This window comes from Cetobacterium sp., from assembly GCF_048470075.1.
Lineage (GTDB): Bacteria > Fusobacteriota > Fusobacteriia > Fusobacteriales > Fusobacteriaceae > Cetobacterium_A.
The window spans coordinates 1-16,221 of the sequence record NZ_DBGBQB010000218.1 but is presented as its reverse complement, the minus strand read 5'-3'; the positions used below and the strand labels follow the sequence as shown (position 1 = coordinate 16,221).

The window sequence follows — 16,221 nt, the reverse complement described above, 5'->3', positions numbered from 1 at the left end:
ATACTAATCATTGACACCAGTGCTTTTGAATAATATAATCAAAGTGCTATCAAATTAAAGGAGTTGTTTTATGAACAAAAAAGTAAACTATGTTAAGGGTCAATTAAATTGTGCTGAATCTATTATTGATTCATTCAATAAAAATAATAATACAGATATTCCTGTGGCTTTAGGTAGTGGAATGGGAACTGGAGCTACTGTTGGTAGCCTATGTGGAGCAGTTAATGCAGCTGTTCTAGTTATTGGTTATCTTAAGGGTAGAGAGACTCATCTGGAAGAAAATAAAGCTAGATCTCTTGCCAATGAACTACTAAAAGAGATTAAAAACAAATATAACTCTGAACTATGCATAGATTTAAAAAAATCAGATGTTAGTTGCAGTGAAATTGTAAGTTTTACCTATGAGAAGTTAGAGGAGATTTTAAATAAAAACTAAGGAGTAGATATCTCTACTCCTTTTTAATTAGTTAGCTACTTTTTCTTTTATTGCATCTACACCTTCATCTATTTTTTCTTTTGCTTTATCTCCAGCTTTATCAAGCTCTGAGCCTATTTTATCTGTTGTTTTTTCAACTGTTTCCACAGCTGATTTTGTAGCATTTTCAGCATTTTCTGTTACAGCTTCTTGTACAGCATTCTCTGTAGAAGGTTTCTCTGTCATTTTCTGAGCATTCTCATCACTAGGAACTTTATCCCCTGGTATTGATGTTGATTCCGCTGTTGCTGGAGTAGCTGGTTTTGTCTCCTCTTTTTCACCTGAACAAGCTAGTATAAATACACTTAATGCCAATAACGAGATCAATTTTATTTTTTTCATTTTAACTCCTCCTAAAATTTTTTAAAGTGTTATATATTATTGTTTTTAAAAGAGGTGCCTTTTCCTTTTTATTTTGAATATTTTTCTAGATATTTTTCCATATTGTATTTTCTTTTTAATCCCTCACTATTCATATACCTAATCTTTCCAAAGATCTCCCTCTCTCTCCATGCCCTATCATGCTTTCCAAAACACCAAGCAACTCCAGCATAGGAGTTAGGATCTCTCCCATCATATAGATATTTATTGTTCAATTTAATAGCAATTTTATACGCTATTTCGGGATTTTCACTCCATTCCAATATTTTTTTACACCAATACATTCTCATATAACTCTCCATATATCCAGTTGACACCAACTGTCTTTGACAGGCATTCCAATATATATCATGTGTATCAAACTCCTCTAACTCCTGCTCGCTATACAGATAGGTTCTTGTATCACTCAGATGTTTTGCCAATGTCTTATATGCCCAATCATAGGTGATACCTTTCCAACTATCATAATTTTTATTATAATATACAAAGTTAATTGCTAACTCTCTTCTTATAATAACCTCTTCCAAAAATTCGTTCTTTTCCTTAGAAAACTTCTTTACTCTCTCTATCTCATATAGGATTTCAAGAGGTGAAATCTGCCCAAAATGCAGATATGGGGATAACTTTGAACTTACCTCATTATCTGGCCCTTTATCCGAATAAAATCTCAAATTATTTTTTATAAAGTGATCCAATCTTTTAAAAGCCTCTTTTTCTCCACCTAAAAATTCACCATCTAACTCCTTTTTAACTCTTGGAATATATCTGTCTGAACAATCTAAACTTTCTATCTCAATATTTTTATACTCTGTCTCTGTATATTCCTCATAAAAAAATCTCTCCTCAGAATCTCTTTTTATTTTATTGTATTTATCTCTCAATGTTTTTGCACTGTATTCCTCTTTTAAGCTCACTTTTTCCACAGGGATTACAACATTATTTTCTACCTCTATAACAGTGGCATCTATTAGATTTAATAACTTTTTCCTTATATCTATCTGATACTTTAAATAACCTTTATCCCAAATAACAAAACCAGCTTTTTGACATATTTTAGATATATTTTTTAAAATATCTCCCTCTAAAAAAATAAACTTTATCCCTTTGATTTCAAGTTCATCCTTTACATCTTTCAATCCCTGTAACATAAAATCATAATGACGTTTTGAAGCCTCTGGATAACCACTCAGATAATTGAATAGAACATAGATAGGCAATCCATTCTCTCTTGATAACTTTATGGCTGTCTTTAAAGAGAAGTTATACTTAGTTCGTTGACACTCCTGCATCCAATACACTATATACTCTCCCTTTATCCCCTCACCATTTTTTATATATTTTATTCTGTCACTTTCAAATAGACCCATAACTTCACCTCATCTAAATTATTGAAAAATACTCTCCAGCTTTTCTAAAAACTCATGTGGATATCTACTAACCCTCTTCTTCTCATAGTCAAAGGCCACTATAACAGTACTTCCTCCCAGCACTACTGATCCACACTCCTTTTCTACACAGTATATAAAATTTATAGAGGATTTTTTTATCTCTAACGCTTTTATTGTTACTTTTAAAGTGTCTCCTAGATATACCTCTCCTCTATAGTAAACATGTGCGTCTTTTTGAATAGTTCCAACACCATTTCCAACATTTATCTCACTTAACTCTAAATTTTTAAAAAGGTCTACTCTAGCTTGTTGAAATAGTAGGAGTGCTCTTTCGTTTCCCATATGCCCTCCATAGTTTATATCAGATATTGTAACTTTATAATCTATTGTAAACATTTTATCCTCTCCTTTCATTTTATTTTTTTTATTATAGCAATATTTTCTCCTATTTGTTAATTTTCTTTTTTCTATGATATAATTAATATCATAAATTCGAGGTGTTTTAATGTTTGAATTAGCTAGTAAACTTTTTAATACGCTTGGTTATATTATAGCTATAGCTTTTTTCTTTTCTCGATTTAAAAGTGCAAGAAGTATCTTTAGTAGAGAGAAATATACAAAAAAAGATACCCTTTTACTCTCATTTGTTTTCTCTAGTTTAGCCATTTTAGGTACATATATAGGTGTTGACTACAAAGGTGCTATTGCTAATACTAGAAATATTGGTGTTATAGTTGGAGGTCTCTTAGCAGGACCTGAAGTTGCTATTATCTCTGGTATAGTGGCTGGAATTCATAGAGCTTCCATCGGTGTTAGTCAATTGACTGCTATCCCCTGTGCAATTGCCACTGTACTTGGTGGTTTTATAACTAGTTATCTATATAAAAAAGCAAACTCTAACAACAGATCTCTTTTAGGATTTTTTGCTGGTGTTTTTGTAGAAAATTTAAGTATGTTATTTATACTTCTCTTTGCACAAGATAAAGTATTGGCTATGGATATTGTAAAAAACTTATATCTTCCCATGATCTTTATAAATGGAATTGGGGTTGCTGTCATCATTATAATCACAGAGGAGATTTTAGAGGAAAAAGAGAGAGAAGCTGGAACTCAAGCTAAATTGGCTCTTGAAATAGCCAATAAAACTCTACCATTTTTTAGAAAAGGAGAGTCTTTGGATAATATATGTAAGATACTTTTAGACTCTTTAAAAGCCGAGATTGTTGTTATTACTGATAAGGAGGTAATTATTGCAAATGCCTCGAAAAGCAATAACTTTTGCCTTAAAGATAGGGAGATTCAAAGCGATGCCACTAAAAAAGTTTTGGCTTCTGGCGAAATAATAGTCTTTGATCGAAATAGTGAATTAAATGATTTCTCATACTCTGAAAAAGGGATAAAATCCTGCATAATTGCCCCTCTTTTCCAAGATGAAAAGGTTTCAGGAACTCTTAAAATCTATTTTAAAAATGAGGAAAATATCACTGCTCGAAAAAAATTTTTAGCCATTGGTTTATCTCAATTAATCTCAACACAGCTGGAAATTAGTAAGATGGAAAATTTAAAAACTATGGCTAGAGATGCTGAATTAAAAGCTCTACAAAACCAGATAAATCCCCACTTCCTATTTAATGCATTAAATACTACAGCTTCTTTGGTGCGATTTAATCCACCAAAAGCCAGAGAGGTTATAATAGATCTATCCACATACCTAAGGTATAACCTTGAAAACTCTGTTAAATTAGTTCCCTTAGAAAAGGAGCTAGAACAGGTAAAAGCCTATATAAACATTGAAAAAGCTCGTTTCCACAATAGGTTTGAAGTTATATACAATTTCGACAACAATTTAGATGATATAAAGATTCCTAGCTTAACAATTCAACCACTCGTAGAGAATAGTATTAAACATGGAGTTTTAAAACAAAGAGAAGCTGGTATTGTAAAAATAACTATACAGAAAGTTTATCTAAAATGTCTGGTGTCCATTGAGGACAATGGTGTAGGTATTGATATTGATGTTGTAAACAATATCGATAAAAAAATCGAAAAAAATATAGGTTTAAAAAATGTTCATAATCGTTTAAAATTAATTTATGGAAAAGGCTTATCAATAGAGAGACTAGAAAAAGGTACAAAAATATCATTTTATATTAATCAGGAGGAGTAATGCTTAAATGTATAATTATTGAAGATGAGTTTCCAGCAAGAGAGGAATTAAAATATTTTATCAATAACAACAATAACTTTCAAATTGAGAAAGAGTTTGAAAATCCCATAGATGCACTGAAATATATTGAGAGAAATGACATTGATGTTGTTTTTCTGGATATAAATATGCCTGAACTGGATGGAATGAGTCTAGGGAAAATTATCTATCGTTTCAACAAAAATATTAAACTTGTATTTATTACAGCTTATAAGGACTTTGCTATTGACGCTTTTGAAATTAAAGCTTTCGATTATATTTTAAAACCATACTCTGAGGAGAGAATTATAAAAGTTTTAAACAATCTAGTTGAAGAACTTAAAAAAAATGATTCTGAAAGTATAAATAAAGATTTTAACATAAAGAAAATAACTGTTAATTTAGATTCTAAAATGGTTGTTCTATCCACTGACGATATACTTTATATAGAAGCTGATGAGAAAGAAACACATATTTTTACCAATTATAATATGTACTCCTCAAAACTGAAAATTTCTCAACTTGAAAATATTCTATCTGACAACACTTTTTTCAGATCTCATCGTTCCTATATTGTAAATATTGATAAAGTCATTGAGGTAGAACCTTGGTTTAATGGAACCTATATTTTAAAGGTTGCAGGTTGTGATTTTAAGATTCCTGTCAGTAGAAATAAAGTTAAAGATCTCAAAGAGATATTAATAATAAAGTAAAAATAGTCTTCCCAATTGGGAAGACTATTTTTCTATGCTTTTACTACTTCTCTATTATTTATTTTCTTTAAGAATAATCCTAATGCTACAATTGCTGCTGCTATTCCTACAACATAACCAATCGTTTCAGACAATCTAAATCCTTCTGGAGCTATTAAAATATATGTTGTAACAACTGCTGTCATAAATGTTCCTGGAATTGTTGCAATCCAGTGATTTTTTCCCTCATTTGCTAAATAAACCGCTCCAGCCCATAGAGCTATTGTTGCTAATGTTTGATTTGACCATGCAAAATATCTCCAAATTATTGTGAAATCTATAAAACATAATCCAATTCCAACTGCAAATAATGGTATTGCAATAACGAATCTATTTTTTACAGGTCCTTGCTTATAATTAATTGCATCTGCTATAGCTAATCTAGCACTTCTAAAAGCTGTATCTCCAGATGTTATTGGACAAGCAACAACTCCTAATAATGCCAGTGCTCCACCAACTTTACCTAGAATACTATTTGATATTGTATTTACTACTACTCCTGCTGGTCCAGCATTCATTAATCCCTCTGTTCCACCAAAGAATGTCATTGCTGCTGCTGCCCAAACTAGAGCTATAACTCCCTCGGCAATCATTGAACCGTAGAATATTCTTCTACCCTCTTTTTCATTCTTCATACATCTAGCCATCAATGGTGACTGTGTAGCGTGGAAACCTGAAATCGCTCCACATGCAATTGTTATAAATAGATATGGATATATAGAAGTTCCTTTAGGGTGAAGATTTACCATTGAAATCTCTGGTATATTATATCCTTTTAAAATCAATCCTCCACCTATTCCAATTCCCATTATTATTAAAGATGCTCCAAATATTGGATAGATTTTTCCAATTAACTTATCCACTGGTAAAACTGTTGCTAACATATAGTATGCAACTATCACTGCCACCCATATTAATGTGTTTATATTTGTCATACTTGCTAAAATTCCTGCTGGTCCATTTACGAAAACCACTCCAACTAGAACTAATAGTACAACTGAAAATACTCTCATAATCTTCTTTGCATTATCTCCTAAGTAGTGACCCACTATCTCAGCGATTGTTGCTCCATCATGTCTAACTGAAAGCATTCCTGATAAATAGTCATGAGTCGCCCCTGCAAATATACATCCAAACACTATCCATAAAAAGGCAGCTGGCCCCCATAGAGCTCCTGCCACCGCTCCAAATATTGGTCCTAATCCAGCAATATTCAAGAATTGAATTAAAAATGCTTTTTTCCAATCTAACTCCACATAGTCTACTCCATCAGCTAAACGCACCGCTGGTGTCTCTCTTTTTTCATTCACTCCAAAAACTTTTTCTACATATTTTCCATAGATTACATAACCTAAAATTAAAGCTATTAATGATGCTATAAAACTTATCATTTTAAACCTCCCTTTTTTCATTACTTTTCACGGTATATTATAATACCATTTTAGAAAAAAAATATCTTTTTTGGTATAAATTGACTGTTTTATTGCTTAAAATGCTTTTTTTTATCCTTTAATTACATTTTTTAACTTTAAAATTTTTAGTGTTGTAGTTGTAAATGCAACAATTGTTATAATAGGTGCCACTATTATCCCCATTAAAGGGATAAAGTATATCAATGTAAATATTGCTCCACCAAATGTAAATGCTACTCTATTCTCTCTCATAAAATCTGCACTCTCCTTTGCAGAGAATTTATGTCTTTCCAAAGTATAGTCCACAAAGTTATATGATATAAAGTAACTTTGTATTATAAATATCAGTCCTGGGACTATTAGATTTACAACTGGAATAAATCCCAATAAAATTACTATGACCGTATATATCATCTCTTTTGCAAAACTTTTACTAGCTATTTTTATCCCTCTCAATATAAAGCCTATGTTCTCTTTTAAAGTAAATTGATACACCGTTCCATCCTGATAGTTTTCAACTTTTTCTGATATATAACTAAAAAATGGAGCTAATATCCCTAAAAGTATTGTTTTAAAAAAGAAATATTCAATAGCTATCATTATTGTTCTTACTATAAAAATAATTAACCATCTAAATAGCCCTACATATTTTTGCACATCAAATATCGCATCTATCTTATCAAAAATCCAATCCCCTATATATCTCGACACCCAATAAAAAAATATTAAGATCGCTAATCCAACTGCACCTCCAACAAAATATCCCCAACTTAGTTTTAACTCTCTAATAATTTTGGGAGCTTTTAAATAACTCTCTACTATCAATTTCATTTTTCCCACTATTCAACCACCCTCTCCTCTTATATTTTTTCTATATCTACTCACTTTACTTTTCATTCCTTTTTAAAATAGAAAAAAGGCTCAAGAGCCTTTTTTTTATTGTTGATATATATTTATCTCCACTCTTCTATTTAACGCTCTTCCCTCTGGAGTTGCATTTGAAGCTACTGGATTTCTATCTCCATAACCTATGCTGGAGATTCTGCTTGGTGAAACCCCTTGAGCAGCTAAGTAATTAGCTACACTTTGAGCTCTTTGAAGTGAAAGATTTAAATTTGAATTAGGATTTCCTGTGTTATCTGTATATCCTGAAACTTGAATTTTTGTTTCTGGATACTTGTTCATTATATACGCTATTGAATTAAGCGGAGCATAGAACCCTCCATTTAAAACAGCGCTACCACTTTTAAATGATGACTCCCCAGGTAGTCTTAAGTTTATGTTATCTTTATTGTTAGTAACTGTTATGTTAGTACTATTTAAAGCGTTTAAAAACTCCTTATATTGAGCATCCTTATACGCTCCCCATCCCAATCCTGCTAAAGCTCCAATACCAGCTCCAATCAATGTTCCTTTGGTATCCTTTCCAACTAATTGACCTATTAATGCTCCTGCTGCTGCACCTTTTACAGTTCCACTAGTCTTCTTATTTGTTGTTGCTGAGCTACATGCTCCTAATAGTGATGTTGTTAATAATAACATAGCAATTATTTTTTTGTTTCTCATTGTTGATCCTCCTATAACTGATACTATATCCTATTATCTAATATCTGTACAAACATGTCAAGGAGGTATATTACTTTTATCAACTTATCTATTTTTTGTTCTACTTCGCCCCTAATGCTGCCATAGTAATATAGTTATATGGCTGATTAAAATGAGGTAAGAAGAATATATCCAATAGCTTTATCTTATCTATTGTTACTTTCTCTTGGATTGCCAATGAGAACATATGAATTCCCATAGAGATATCCTGTCTTGAAGCCATTTGAGCTCCTAATACTCTTCTTGTAATTTTATCATAAACTATTTTTAGAACCACCTTATCATTGTCATGCTCTATAAATCCTGGTTTTTGCAGATCAGCAAACTCTGTAGCAACAGCATCATAACCTAATTTTATCGCTTTCTCCAATGTCAATCCAGTTGAAACCATATTCAATCCATAGATTGAGATTCCATTTGAACCTTGAACTCCTATACTTTCAAGTTTAGTTCCACATACATTATGTGCTGCAACAATACCAGAACGAACTGCATTTGTAGCTAAAGCTATATAGTTTGTATCCTCTATTGAGTTATCATATATTGTCGCACAGTCACCAATAGCATAGACATCATCTAAACTTGTTTTCTGTGTTAAATCAACTTTATAAGCTCCATTTCTAAATAACTCTAATGAATCCTTTCCTAAAGCGTTATTTGGTATGAATCCAACAGCTAAAATAACCATATCTGCTTTATATGTTTTTTTATCTGTTACAACCTCTTCAACTTTGTCAGTTCCTTTTAACTCTAAAACTTTTTCTCCAAAGTTTACATTTATACCATTTTTTACAAGATTCTCTTTCATCATCTCTCTAAATTCTGAATCATAATATCCTGACAGACAACTATCACTTAAGTCAACTAACTCCACATTTTTTCCACATCTTTGGAATGCCTCTGCCAGTTCAACTCCTATGTATCCAGCTCCAACTACCACTATATTTTTTAACTCTTGATTCTCTAATTTTTTAATTACATCTTCAGCATGTTGATATAACTTTACAAACTGAACATTTTTTAAATCTTTACCTGGAATTGGTAGATCAATTGGTAGTGATCCTGTTGATAAAATTAATTTATCATAGCTTTCTGAAATCTCATTTCCATTCTTATCCATTCCATATACAACTTTATTTTTGAAATCTACTTTTTTTATCTCTGTTTCCATATGAACTTTAGCTCCGTTGCACTCTAACTTTTCCTTAGAAGAGTAGAATAATCCTTCAGGTCCAGAAATCTGTTTTCCTATCCATAAGGCCATTCCACATCCTAAAAAACTGATGTTTGAGTTTTTGTCAAATACAACTACATCCTCATTTGGATAGTTTGATAAAATTGTGTTAATTGCTGCTGTTCCAGCATGATTTGCTCCTACTACTACTATTTTACTCATCTTCTTTTTCCTCCTAAAATTCATTTTATTTGATATTCAATCAAAGTATACCTTTTTAGTATTCTGAAGTCAATTTTTTTTGCAGTAAAATATAAACCATTATTCTAGTATTTTTTAATCAAAAAAGTAGAGGATTAAATCCTCTACTTTAAACACCCTGACTATATCAATCCTAAAAACTGAGATACTGATAAAAGTATGCAACCAGCTCCTAACATTGTTATAAAAATTTTCAAAATAAATTTTAAATATCTGTCATAAGGGACATTAAATAACTCCAAGGTTCCCATTGTTGTTGCACTTGGATAGATTCCTGACATAAAATTTATACCTAAAGTAAATGCTGAAATCAACATAATCTGTCCACCTATAACTCCTACATTTGAGTTTTGGAATAGTGCCATTGCCACAGCTCCCAATATTGGCATTGTTATTCCAGCAACACCACTTGTAGATTGTAAAAAACATCCAATTCCAACATAAGCTAGAATTGTAGCTACTGAGAATGCCCATGCAGGTATACCCTGTAAAGCTGATTGAATCCAATAAACGAATGTTACAGACATCCCTGAAGTTTTACTTCCCATTAAAACTGAAATCCCATTTGCTATAGATAAAACTAATACTACACCAAGTAGGTCTTTAGCTCCTGCAGCAAACTCTTTTACAAATTTGTCTTCGGGGATTTTATTTATAAACCCAATTAAAATAGAACCTAAAAAGAATACAAATGAAAACTCTCCAAAATACCAATCTCCCAATGGAGTGATATACTTAGCTCCTAAAATATCACCTAAAAATGGTATTTTTGCCAAAAGATATATAGGTGCATTTATAATATCTTGGAAATTTGAACCATCTGCAAACTTAATCTCATACCATGGCATATATCCTAAAATTAATAAAACTATAATCCCAATTAAAACCATTATAGACCAAAATCTTTTCTTAGTTAATTCTGGTAGATGTCCCTGCTCATGAGTCATAGTTTTTACATCTATATCTGCCACAATGGATTTTCCCTTATCTTTTTTTACCTCATTTGCATACTTCACTGTAAAAAATAAACCTATTGCATACAGAACAACAAATAGAACTAATCTTAAAACCATTCCACTCCCTAAAGAAAGCTCTGAGTTCCCAATTGCTCCAATAGCCGCTCCAGTGGAAAAGGGATTTACAACACTGGCCATATTTCCAGCTGTTGCCCCAACTGTTAAAACTGCCAATCCTGTTATAACATCATATCCTGCAAGTACAAACAATGGTACTATAACAATGGAAAATGCTGGTATCTCTTCCCAAAAACCAAAAACACTTCCGAATACAGCAAAAACAAACATTAAAATTGCAATTAAAGTTGTTCCTGTGTATTTTTTTAATAAGGCTCCTATTCCTGCATCCATAGCACCAACAGAGTTTATTAAACCTAAAAATGCTCCCGCCATTAAAATGGCTATACTCACTGAACTAGATTTTTCAAAACCCTGTACTGGTGCCATTAATATATTCCAAATTCCAACAGGTTGATGTCCTAATCCTTTTACAACCTCTCCTGCATCATTAAAAATAGCATTATATACAACCTCTTTCACACCATTATTTGTTACAACAACAGATTGTGGAACTATCCAAGTTAAGGCTCCTGTTATCACTAAAAATATAAAAACAATTGTGTATGCACTAAGCATTTTTCTCTCTTTTTTCAATGTTCTCAATCTCCCTCTAGCAATATTTATCTATGCTCTAAATTTTTCAAAAGCTTTCATATATATCTTCATTGCAGTTTTCATATCATCTAAAATTATATACTCGTTAGGTTGATGCTCTGTTTTTGGGCTATTTGGTAGAACATATCCAAAGGCTACACAGTTATTTATAGCTCTTGCATATGTTGCTCCCCCTCCTGCGATAGGTTGTGATTCTAAATCTCCTGTTACCTCCTGATAAGCACTCATCAATGTTTTTACAAGTTCTGAATCAAGTGGTGTATATATAGACTTTAAATAGTCATGCTGTGAGTATTCAAAACCATACTCCTTCGCTTTTTTAGTTAAAGTTTCAACTATTATATCCTTATCATAAGTTACAGGTATTCTCATATCTATACAAAGAATCTCATTTTCAGGTGTAAACTCTATCTTTCCAACATTGAATTTTAACTCTCCTGAGTGTTCATCTTTTACCTCTCCAAAAATGGGTTCAGCAAAATTATGTCCAATTATATTTTCAACAACAAACTTTCCAGATTTAGTCTCTACCCCACTTAAAGTTAAAGCATGTAGATATCTATTTATAGCATTTATACCTGTTTCAGCCACTTGAGCATGAACACTTTTTCCTAAAATCTCTAACTTTCCATCTTTTTCTATATATTCATATCCTAATTTTTTCAAATTTTCCTCTAGACCTGGAGTTTTTTCTACCAGAATACTTGATGGAACTGAGTTAAAAGCATCCCCGCCTTTAAATACCATACCACTTAAATTCTTCCCAGTTAATTTACACTGTAATAGACCTTTCTCTGCATAGATTAGTGGAAATTTAGAGTCTGGAGTAAATCCAATTGTTGGCATCTCCTCTTTTTCCACATATTTTGGCATATCTCTCCAAAGATTTTCCTCATCTGTTCCAAATATAAATCTAACTCTATAGTTTAAATCAAATCCACAATCTAGAAGTGTTTTTAATGCATATATTGCTGCTAAAGTTGGACCTTTATCATCTTGAGAGCCTCTTCCATAATACTTTCCATCTTTTATAACTGGTTCAAAAGGTGGGTTATCCCACTTACTTAGGTCTCCAGGGGGAACTACATCTAAATGCCCTAAAACACCGACTAATTTTTCCCCCATACCTATTTCTGCATAACCATAGTATCCCTCTGGATCTATGTATGTTTTTAATCCCAATCCCTTACAAATATCTAACATTGTCTCTAAGGCCTTTTGAATATCCTCTCCAAATGGATATCTACTGTTGTCTTCTTTCAAAAAACTAGGAACAGATACAATCTTATCTAAATCTTTTAAAAAATCAGCAAAATTTTCTTCCATTTTCTCATACACTCTTTTCGATACTTCATTTTTTGCGTTCATTTCTTCCTCCTACATGTATTTTTATATTATGTGTGTTACTTCTGTAGATATCTCAATACCAATAGAAAGCTAGTCCTTCAATGAACTAGCTTTCTAAAATAGATATATTTAAATTTCTATACTACTTCCTGTTTGAATCTCTAAAATTTTAAATTGTCCACTCTCTTCAAGTTTTTTTATTCCAAACTCTCCAGTACAGTGACATGGAAAGATATTGTCTATATTGGTCTCATTTAAATGCCCTATCAACTCTTCTATATATTTCTCATTTTTATTTAAACTAGTTCTACTGGATAGATGAAGTCCTCCAACAATATTGTGTATCTCTAAACTCTCTTTTAAGCAATATTGTAAAATATTTTCTACCCCTATATGAGCACATCCAACGATTAAGGTATTTCTATTATCCTCTTTTATCAACATATGCAATTCATGTTTAAAACAATCTTTTTCATACTCTCCACTCTCATTTTTTGTATATAGAGTTTCATTGAGAGGATTCTCACTTTTTTGATTAAAACAATGAAACAGATAGAAGTTTTCTAGATTAAGAGTATCTTGAATAAAATTAAATCTTTCCACATCTAAATACTCATAGGGTATTCCAATCTCTATATATGCACCTAATATTTTTTTATAATGCCTGTCAAAGTAATATTCGCTACAATATATTTTTGCCCTTTTATTTTTTTTCAAAAAATATGGTAATCCCCCTCCATGGTCTCTATGTCCATGAGAAAGGATCAAATAATCTATATCCTCCAGATCAATTCCCATCTTTTCTGCATTTTTCCAGAATTTTTTACTTTCACCAACGTCGAACAATATTTTCTTCCCATTCGTTTTTATATACAAAGAGAGGCCATGCTCCTTTGCTAACTCTTTATTTAAACTTTTATTTTCCACCAAGACCTGTATTTCTATCTTATATCCCTTCCTTTTTTTGTTTATTAAAAATAATTATATTGCTTTTAACCTTAAAAATCAAGATTACATTATAAAAAATACTGCAACTTTTGTATTCTATATATATTATAAATACTATAATAGTATTTTCTCTTTTTATTTTAATTCCGCTCTTATTTTTTCCATTCTTTTTCTATTTACTCCAAAATCATACCATCCAGTTTGAGCCGCTGATCTTATATTTATTATTTTTTTATTTGGATCTATTTCAAAATCAGCTATATCTTCAAAACCAAAAAATTTACTATAAAAAGCTACTTCTAAATAGTTGGTTTTGTTCTCTATAACTTTCCCCTGAAACTTTTCAATAACCTTTATAAGCTCTTTTTTTATCTCTTCCGCGCTTCCAGTAAAAGCTATTGGTTCAACATAGTGCTTTTTATCTTTGGACTCACTTGAAACACAATTAGGTGTATTTGGACACTCTTTTAGCATATTTTTTCCCTCACTCCCCTCTCCCAACATAATTGAAAAACAACAAATAAAAATAAAAGTTATATGTCTTTTCATAAAATCTCCCCCTTTATTCTTAGTATACTCTATTTTTCTTTTAAAAAAAATTTTTTTATAACAAAAAAGGATAAAAGATTTTTAATCTTTTACCCTTTAAACATATATAATTAAAAATCCTTTATTAGTAGTTAATACACTCTAATTCAAACTCTTTTTGTTTCTCTAAGCATGATGGACAAATTTTTGGTGCCTCTGTTCCTTCATGAACATATCCACATCTTCTACATTTCCATCTTACATTCTCATCTTTTTTAAACACATGATCTTCCCCTAAATTTTTTAATAATTTACGGTATCTTTTTTCATGAAGTTTTTCAACCTCTACTATAACTCTAAATGCTGCTGCAACTTGTGGGAACCCCTCCTCTGTTGCCACTTCTGCAAATCCAGGATATAGCTCTGCCCACTCCTCGTATTCACCTTCAGCAGCTTCTTCTAAGTTTTCCATAGTTGTTCCAACTATTCCTGCTGGATAAGTTGCTGTAATTTCAACTGGTCCACCCTCTAAATATGAGAAAAATCTTCTTGCATGATACTGCTCATTTAAAGCTGTCTCTTCAAATAGTGCAGCTATTTGCTCATAACCTTCACTTCTTGCCTTATCTGCAAACAATGTATATCTCTGTCTTGCTTGCGATTCTCCAGCAAAAGCCTTTAATAAATTTTGTTCAGTTTTAGTTCCTTTTATAGATTTACCCATTTGGTATGCCTCCTTTGAATTTTCTCTTAAATATTGTTCTAAAATTTTTTGATTTTCCTTTTTATTTTTTTATTTATATGTTAATATTAAAAAAATATGTTTTATCGAGGAGGATTATATGGATTTTTTAGCAAGAAGATCAATTAGAAAGTACACTTCACAAAATATTGAAAAGGAAAAATTGGATGAAATCTTAAAGGTTGCTTTAACATCCCCTACTGGAAGAAATTTAAAACCATTTGAATTAATTGTAGTTAGAGATAAGGAGTGTTTAGAAAAATTATCTCTCGCAAAATCTACAGGTTCAGCCATGCTTAAAGAAGCGGATACAGCTATTATAATTTTAGGAAACCCTCAAAAATCAAATACTTGGAATGAGGACGCTTCTATTGTGTCCTTCTCTATACAGCTTAAAGCTTATGAGCTGGGACTTGGAAGCTGTTGGATAAATCTAAAGGAGCGAACAACAAGTGATAATATCGATTCAGGAGAGTATGTTAAAAATCTTTTAAATATACCTGAAGAGTTCAAAATTGTTTCCGTTATCTCCCTAGGTTACCCCAATGAGCAAAAACCTCCACACAATGAAAGTGATATGGACTTTTCAAAACTTCATTTTGAGAAGTATTAAAAAAGAGCCAAGTTTAACTTGGCTCCTTTTCTTTATCTATGAGATTTTTTATCCCCAGTCATTTGAATGATATCTCCATCCTTTAAGTTATACGCTTGACCAAAACCTTTTACAAATCTTCCATCAATTACGCTTAACTTAACCAGATGAAAATCCTGCATTTTACGAACAACTTTCATTCCATCTCCAACACTCTCTTCAAAAGAATCCAGTATTTTATCAAACTTTTCATCTCTCTCTTGAAATTCAGCCACTACATTGTATCTCAATCTTTTTCTAACTAAAACAGAGATAGCTTCCTTTTCATCCTGTAAAAACATAACCTCAAATTTTTGAGGATTATCTTTTAAATTGTCAAAATGATCTCCAATTTCACTGATATATATGTATCTTTCACCCTCATAATTTAAGTATGGTGCGTATGTTACATCCACCTCTCCAGTCTTTGATATTGTTCCTAAAATAACTGATTTAAAGCTTTTTTCAAACTCCTGTATCTCTTTTTCTATCTGTTCTTTATCAAATTTTATAGGCATCATCATTTTATTTTATCTCCTTTAATTTTGTCTTTCAAATTATTTATACATATATAGTATATTTTTTACAATGTTTTGTCAAGAGATTTAATACTTAATTTGTGTATTTTACAGATTACCAGCTTTATACATCTCAAAAAATACCCCTTTTTTATCCATTAAACTTTGGAAATCACCAATCTC

Annotated in this window: 17 protein-coding genes; 4 read left to right on the top strand and 13 right to left on the bottom strand. The window is 31.4% G+C overall.

All coding sequences use genetic code 11. The features are described 5' to 3' along the window. The first annotated feature begins 70 nt into the window (after nucleotides 1-70). Nucleotides 71-436, top strand: coding sequence for a C-GCAxxG-C-C family (seleno)protein (locus tag ACMOUI_RS07755; protein ID WP_418965157.1), 366 nt, complete (start codon nucleotides 71-73; stop codon nucleotides 434-436). 27 nt (nucleotides 437-463) lie between these two features. Here the strand turns inward: ACMOUI_RS07755 and ACMOUI_RS07750 are convergent, their stop codons facing one another. The 3 genes from ACMOUI_RS07750 to ACMOUI_RS07740 all read right to left on the bottom strand — a co-directional run bounded on the left by ACMOUI_RS07750 (nucleotide 464) and on the right by ACMOUI_RS07740 (nucleotide 2,640). Next, a complete protein-coding gene (locus ACMOUI_RS07750; RefSeq protein ID WP_418965156.1) occupies nucleotides 464-817 on the bottom strand; it encodes a hypothetical protein in 354 nt (117 codons plus the stop codon). Nucleotides 818-885: 68 nt separating this feature from the next. Continuing rightward, nucleotides 886-2,223, bottom strand: a complete 1,338-nt coding sequence (locus ACMOUI_RS07745; RefSeq protein ID WP_418965155.1) for a deoxyribodipyrimidine photo-lyase — start codon at nucleotides 2,221-2,223, stop codon at nucleotides 886-888. Nucleotides 2,224-2,241: 18 nt separating this feature from the next. Continuing rightward, a complete protein-coding gene (locus ACMOUI_RS07740) occupies nucleotides 2,242-2,640 on the bottom strand; it encodes an acyl-CoA thioesterase (protein WP_418965154.1) in 399 nt (132 codons plus the stop codon). Between the two features lie 109 nt (nucleotides 2,641-2,749). On the opposite strand from ACMOUI_RS07740, the gene ACMOUI_RS07735 reads away from it, so the two are divergent. Both ACMOUI_RS07735 and ACMOUI_RS07730 read left to right on the top strand, forming a co-directional pair. Beyond that, nucleotides 2,750-4,411: a LytS/YhcK type 5TM receptor domain-containing protein gene (locus ACMOUI_RS07735; protein WP_418965153.1), complete on the top strand. Its 1,662-nt coding sequence runs from the start codon at nucleotides 2,750-2,752 to the stop codon at nucleotides 4,409-4,411. Continuing rightward, nucleotides 4,411-5,142, top strand: a complete 732-nt coding sequence (locus ACMOUI_RS07730) for a LytR/AlgR family response regulator transcription factor (protein ID WP_418965152.1) — start codon at nucleotides 4,411-4,413, stop codon at nucleotides 5,140-5,142. Before ACMOUI_RS07735 ends, ACMOUI_RS07730 begins: the two co-directional genes overlap by 1 nt. 32 nt (nucleotides 5,143-5,174) lie before the next feature. Here ACMOUI_RS07730 and ACMOUI_RS07725 read toward each other — a convergent pair whose 3' ends face one another. The 9 genes from ACMOUI_RS07725 to rbr form a co-directional block, all read right to left on the bottom strand. Beyond that, nucleotides 5,175-6,572 carry a carbon starvation protein A gene (locus tag ACMOUI_RS07725; protein ID WP_418965151.1) on the bottom strand — a complete coding sequence of 466 codons (1,398 nt, stop codon included), beginning with the start codon at nucleotides 6,570-6,572 and terminating at the stop codon, nucleotides 5,175-5,177. A gap of 111 nt (nucleotides 6,573-6,683) precedes the next feature. Further along, nucleotides 6,684-7,424, bottom strand: coding sequence for an EI24 domain-containing protein (locus tag ACMOUI_RS07720; RefSeq protein ID WP_418965158.1), 741 nt, complete (start codon nucleotides 7,422-7,424; stop codon nucleotides 6,684-6,686). A 105-nt stretch (nucleotides 7,425-7,529) separates the two neighbouring features. Beyond that, a complete protein-coding gene (locus ACMOUI_RS07715) occupies nucleotides 7,530-8,159 on the bottom strand; it encodes an OmpA family protein (protein WP_418965150.1) in 630 nt (209 codons plus the stop codon). 100 nt (nucleotides 8,160-8,259) lie between these two features. After that, nucleotides 8,260-9,594, bottom strand: coding sequence for a H2O-forming NADH oxidase (gene nox / locus ACMOUI_RS07710; protein ID WP_418965149.1), 1,335 nt, complete (start codon nucleotides 9,592-9,594; stop codon nucleotides 8,260-8,262). Nucleotides 9,595-9,755: 161 nt separating this feature from the next. Continuing rightward, nucleotides 9,756-11,303, bottom strand: a complete 1,548-nt coding sequence (locus ACMOUI_RS07705) for a YfcC family protein (protein WP_418965148.1) — start codon at nucleotides 11,301-11,303, stop codon at nucleotides 9,756-9,758. Between the two features lie 30 nt (nucleotides 11,304-11,333). After that, a complete protein-coding gene (locus ACMOUI_RS07700) occupies nucleotides 11,334-12,692 on the bottom strand; it encodes a Sapep family Mn(2+)-dependent dipeptidase (protein WP_418965147.1) in 1,359 nt (452 codons plus the stop codon). Nucleotides 12,693-12,800: 108 nt separating this feature from the next. After that, on the bottom strand, nucleotides 12,801-13,598 hold the full coding sequence (locus ACMOUI_RS07695) for an MBL fold metallo-hydrolase (RefSeq protein ID WP_418965146.1): 798 nt from the start codon (nucleotides 13,596-13,598) through the stop codon (nucleotides 12,801-12,803). A 156-nt stretch (nucleotides 13,599-13,754) separates the two neighbouring features. After that, a complete protein-coding gene (locus ACMOUI_RS07690; RefSeq protein ID WP_418965145.1) occupies nucleotides 13,755-14,168 on the bottom strand; it encodes a DUF1499 domain-containing protein in 414 nt (137 codons plus the stop codon). Nucleotides 14,169-14,292: 124 nt separating this feature from the next. After that, nucleotides 14,293-14,871 (bottom strand): rubrerythrin, encoded by a 579-nt coding sequence (rbr, locus tag ACMOUI_RS07685; RefSeq protein WP_418965144.1) that lies wholly within the window; start codon nucleotides 14,869-14,871, stop codon nucleotides 14,293-14,295. Between the two features lie 118 nt (nucleotides 14,872-14,989). Here rbr and ACMOUI_RS07680 point away from each other — a divergent pair, with 118 nt between their 5' ends. Continuing rightward, complete coding sequence (locus ACMOUI_RS07680) at nucleotides 14,990-15,502, top strand: nitroreductase family protein (RefSeq protein WP_418965143.1); 513 nt, start codon at nucleotides 14,990-14,992, stop codon at nucleotides 15,500-15,502. Between the two features lie 32 nt (nucleotides 15,503-15,534). Here the strand turns inward: ACMOUI_RS07680 and ACMOUI_RS07675 are convergent, their stop codons facing one another. Next, nucleotides 15,535-16,044: a pyridoxamine 5'-phosphate oxidase family protein gene (locus tag ACMOUI_RS07675; protein WP_418965142.1), complete on the bottom strand. Its 510-nt coding sequence runs from the start codon at nucleotides 16,042-16,044 to the stop codon at nucleotides 15,535-15,537. Nucleotides 16,045-16,221: the final 177 nt, after the last annotated feature.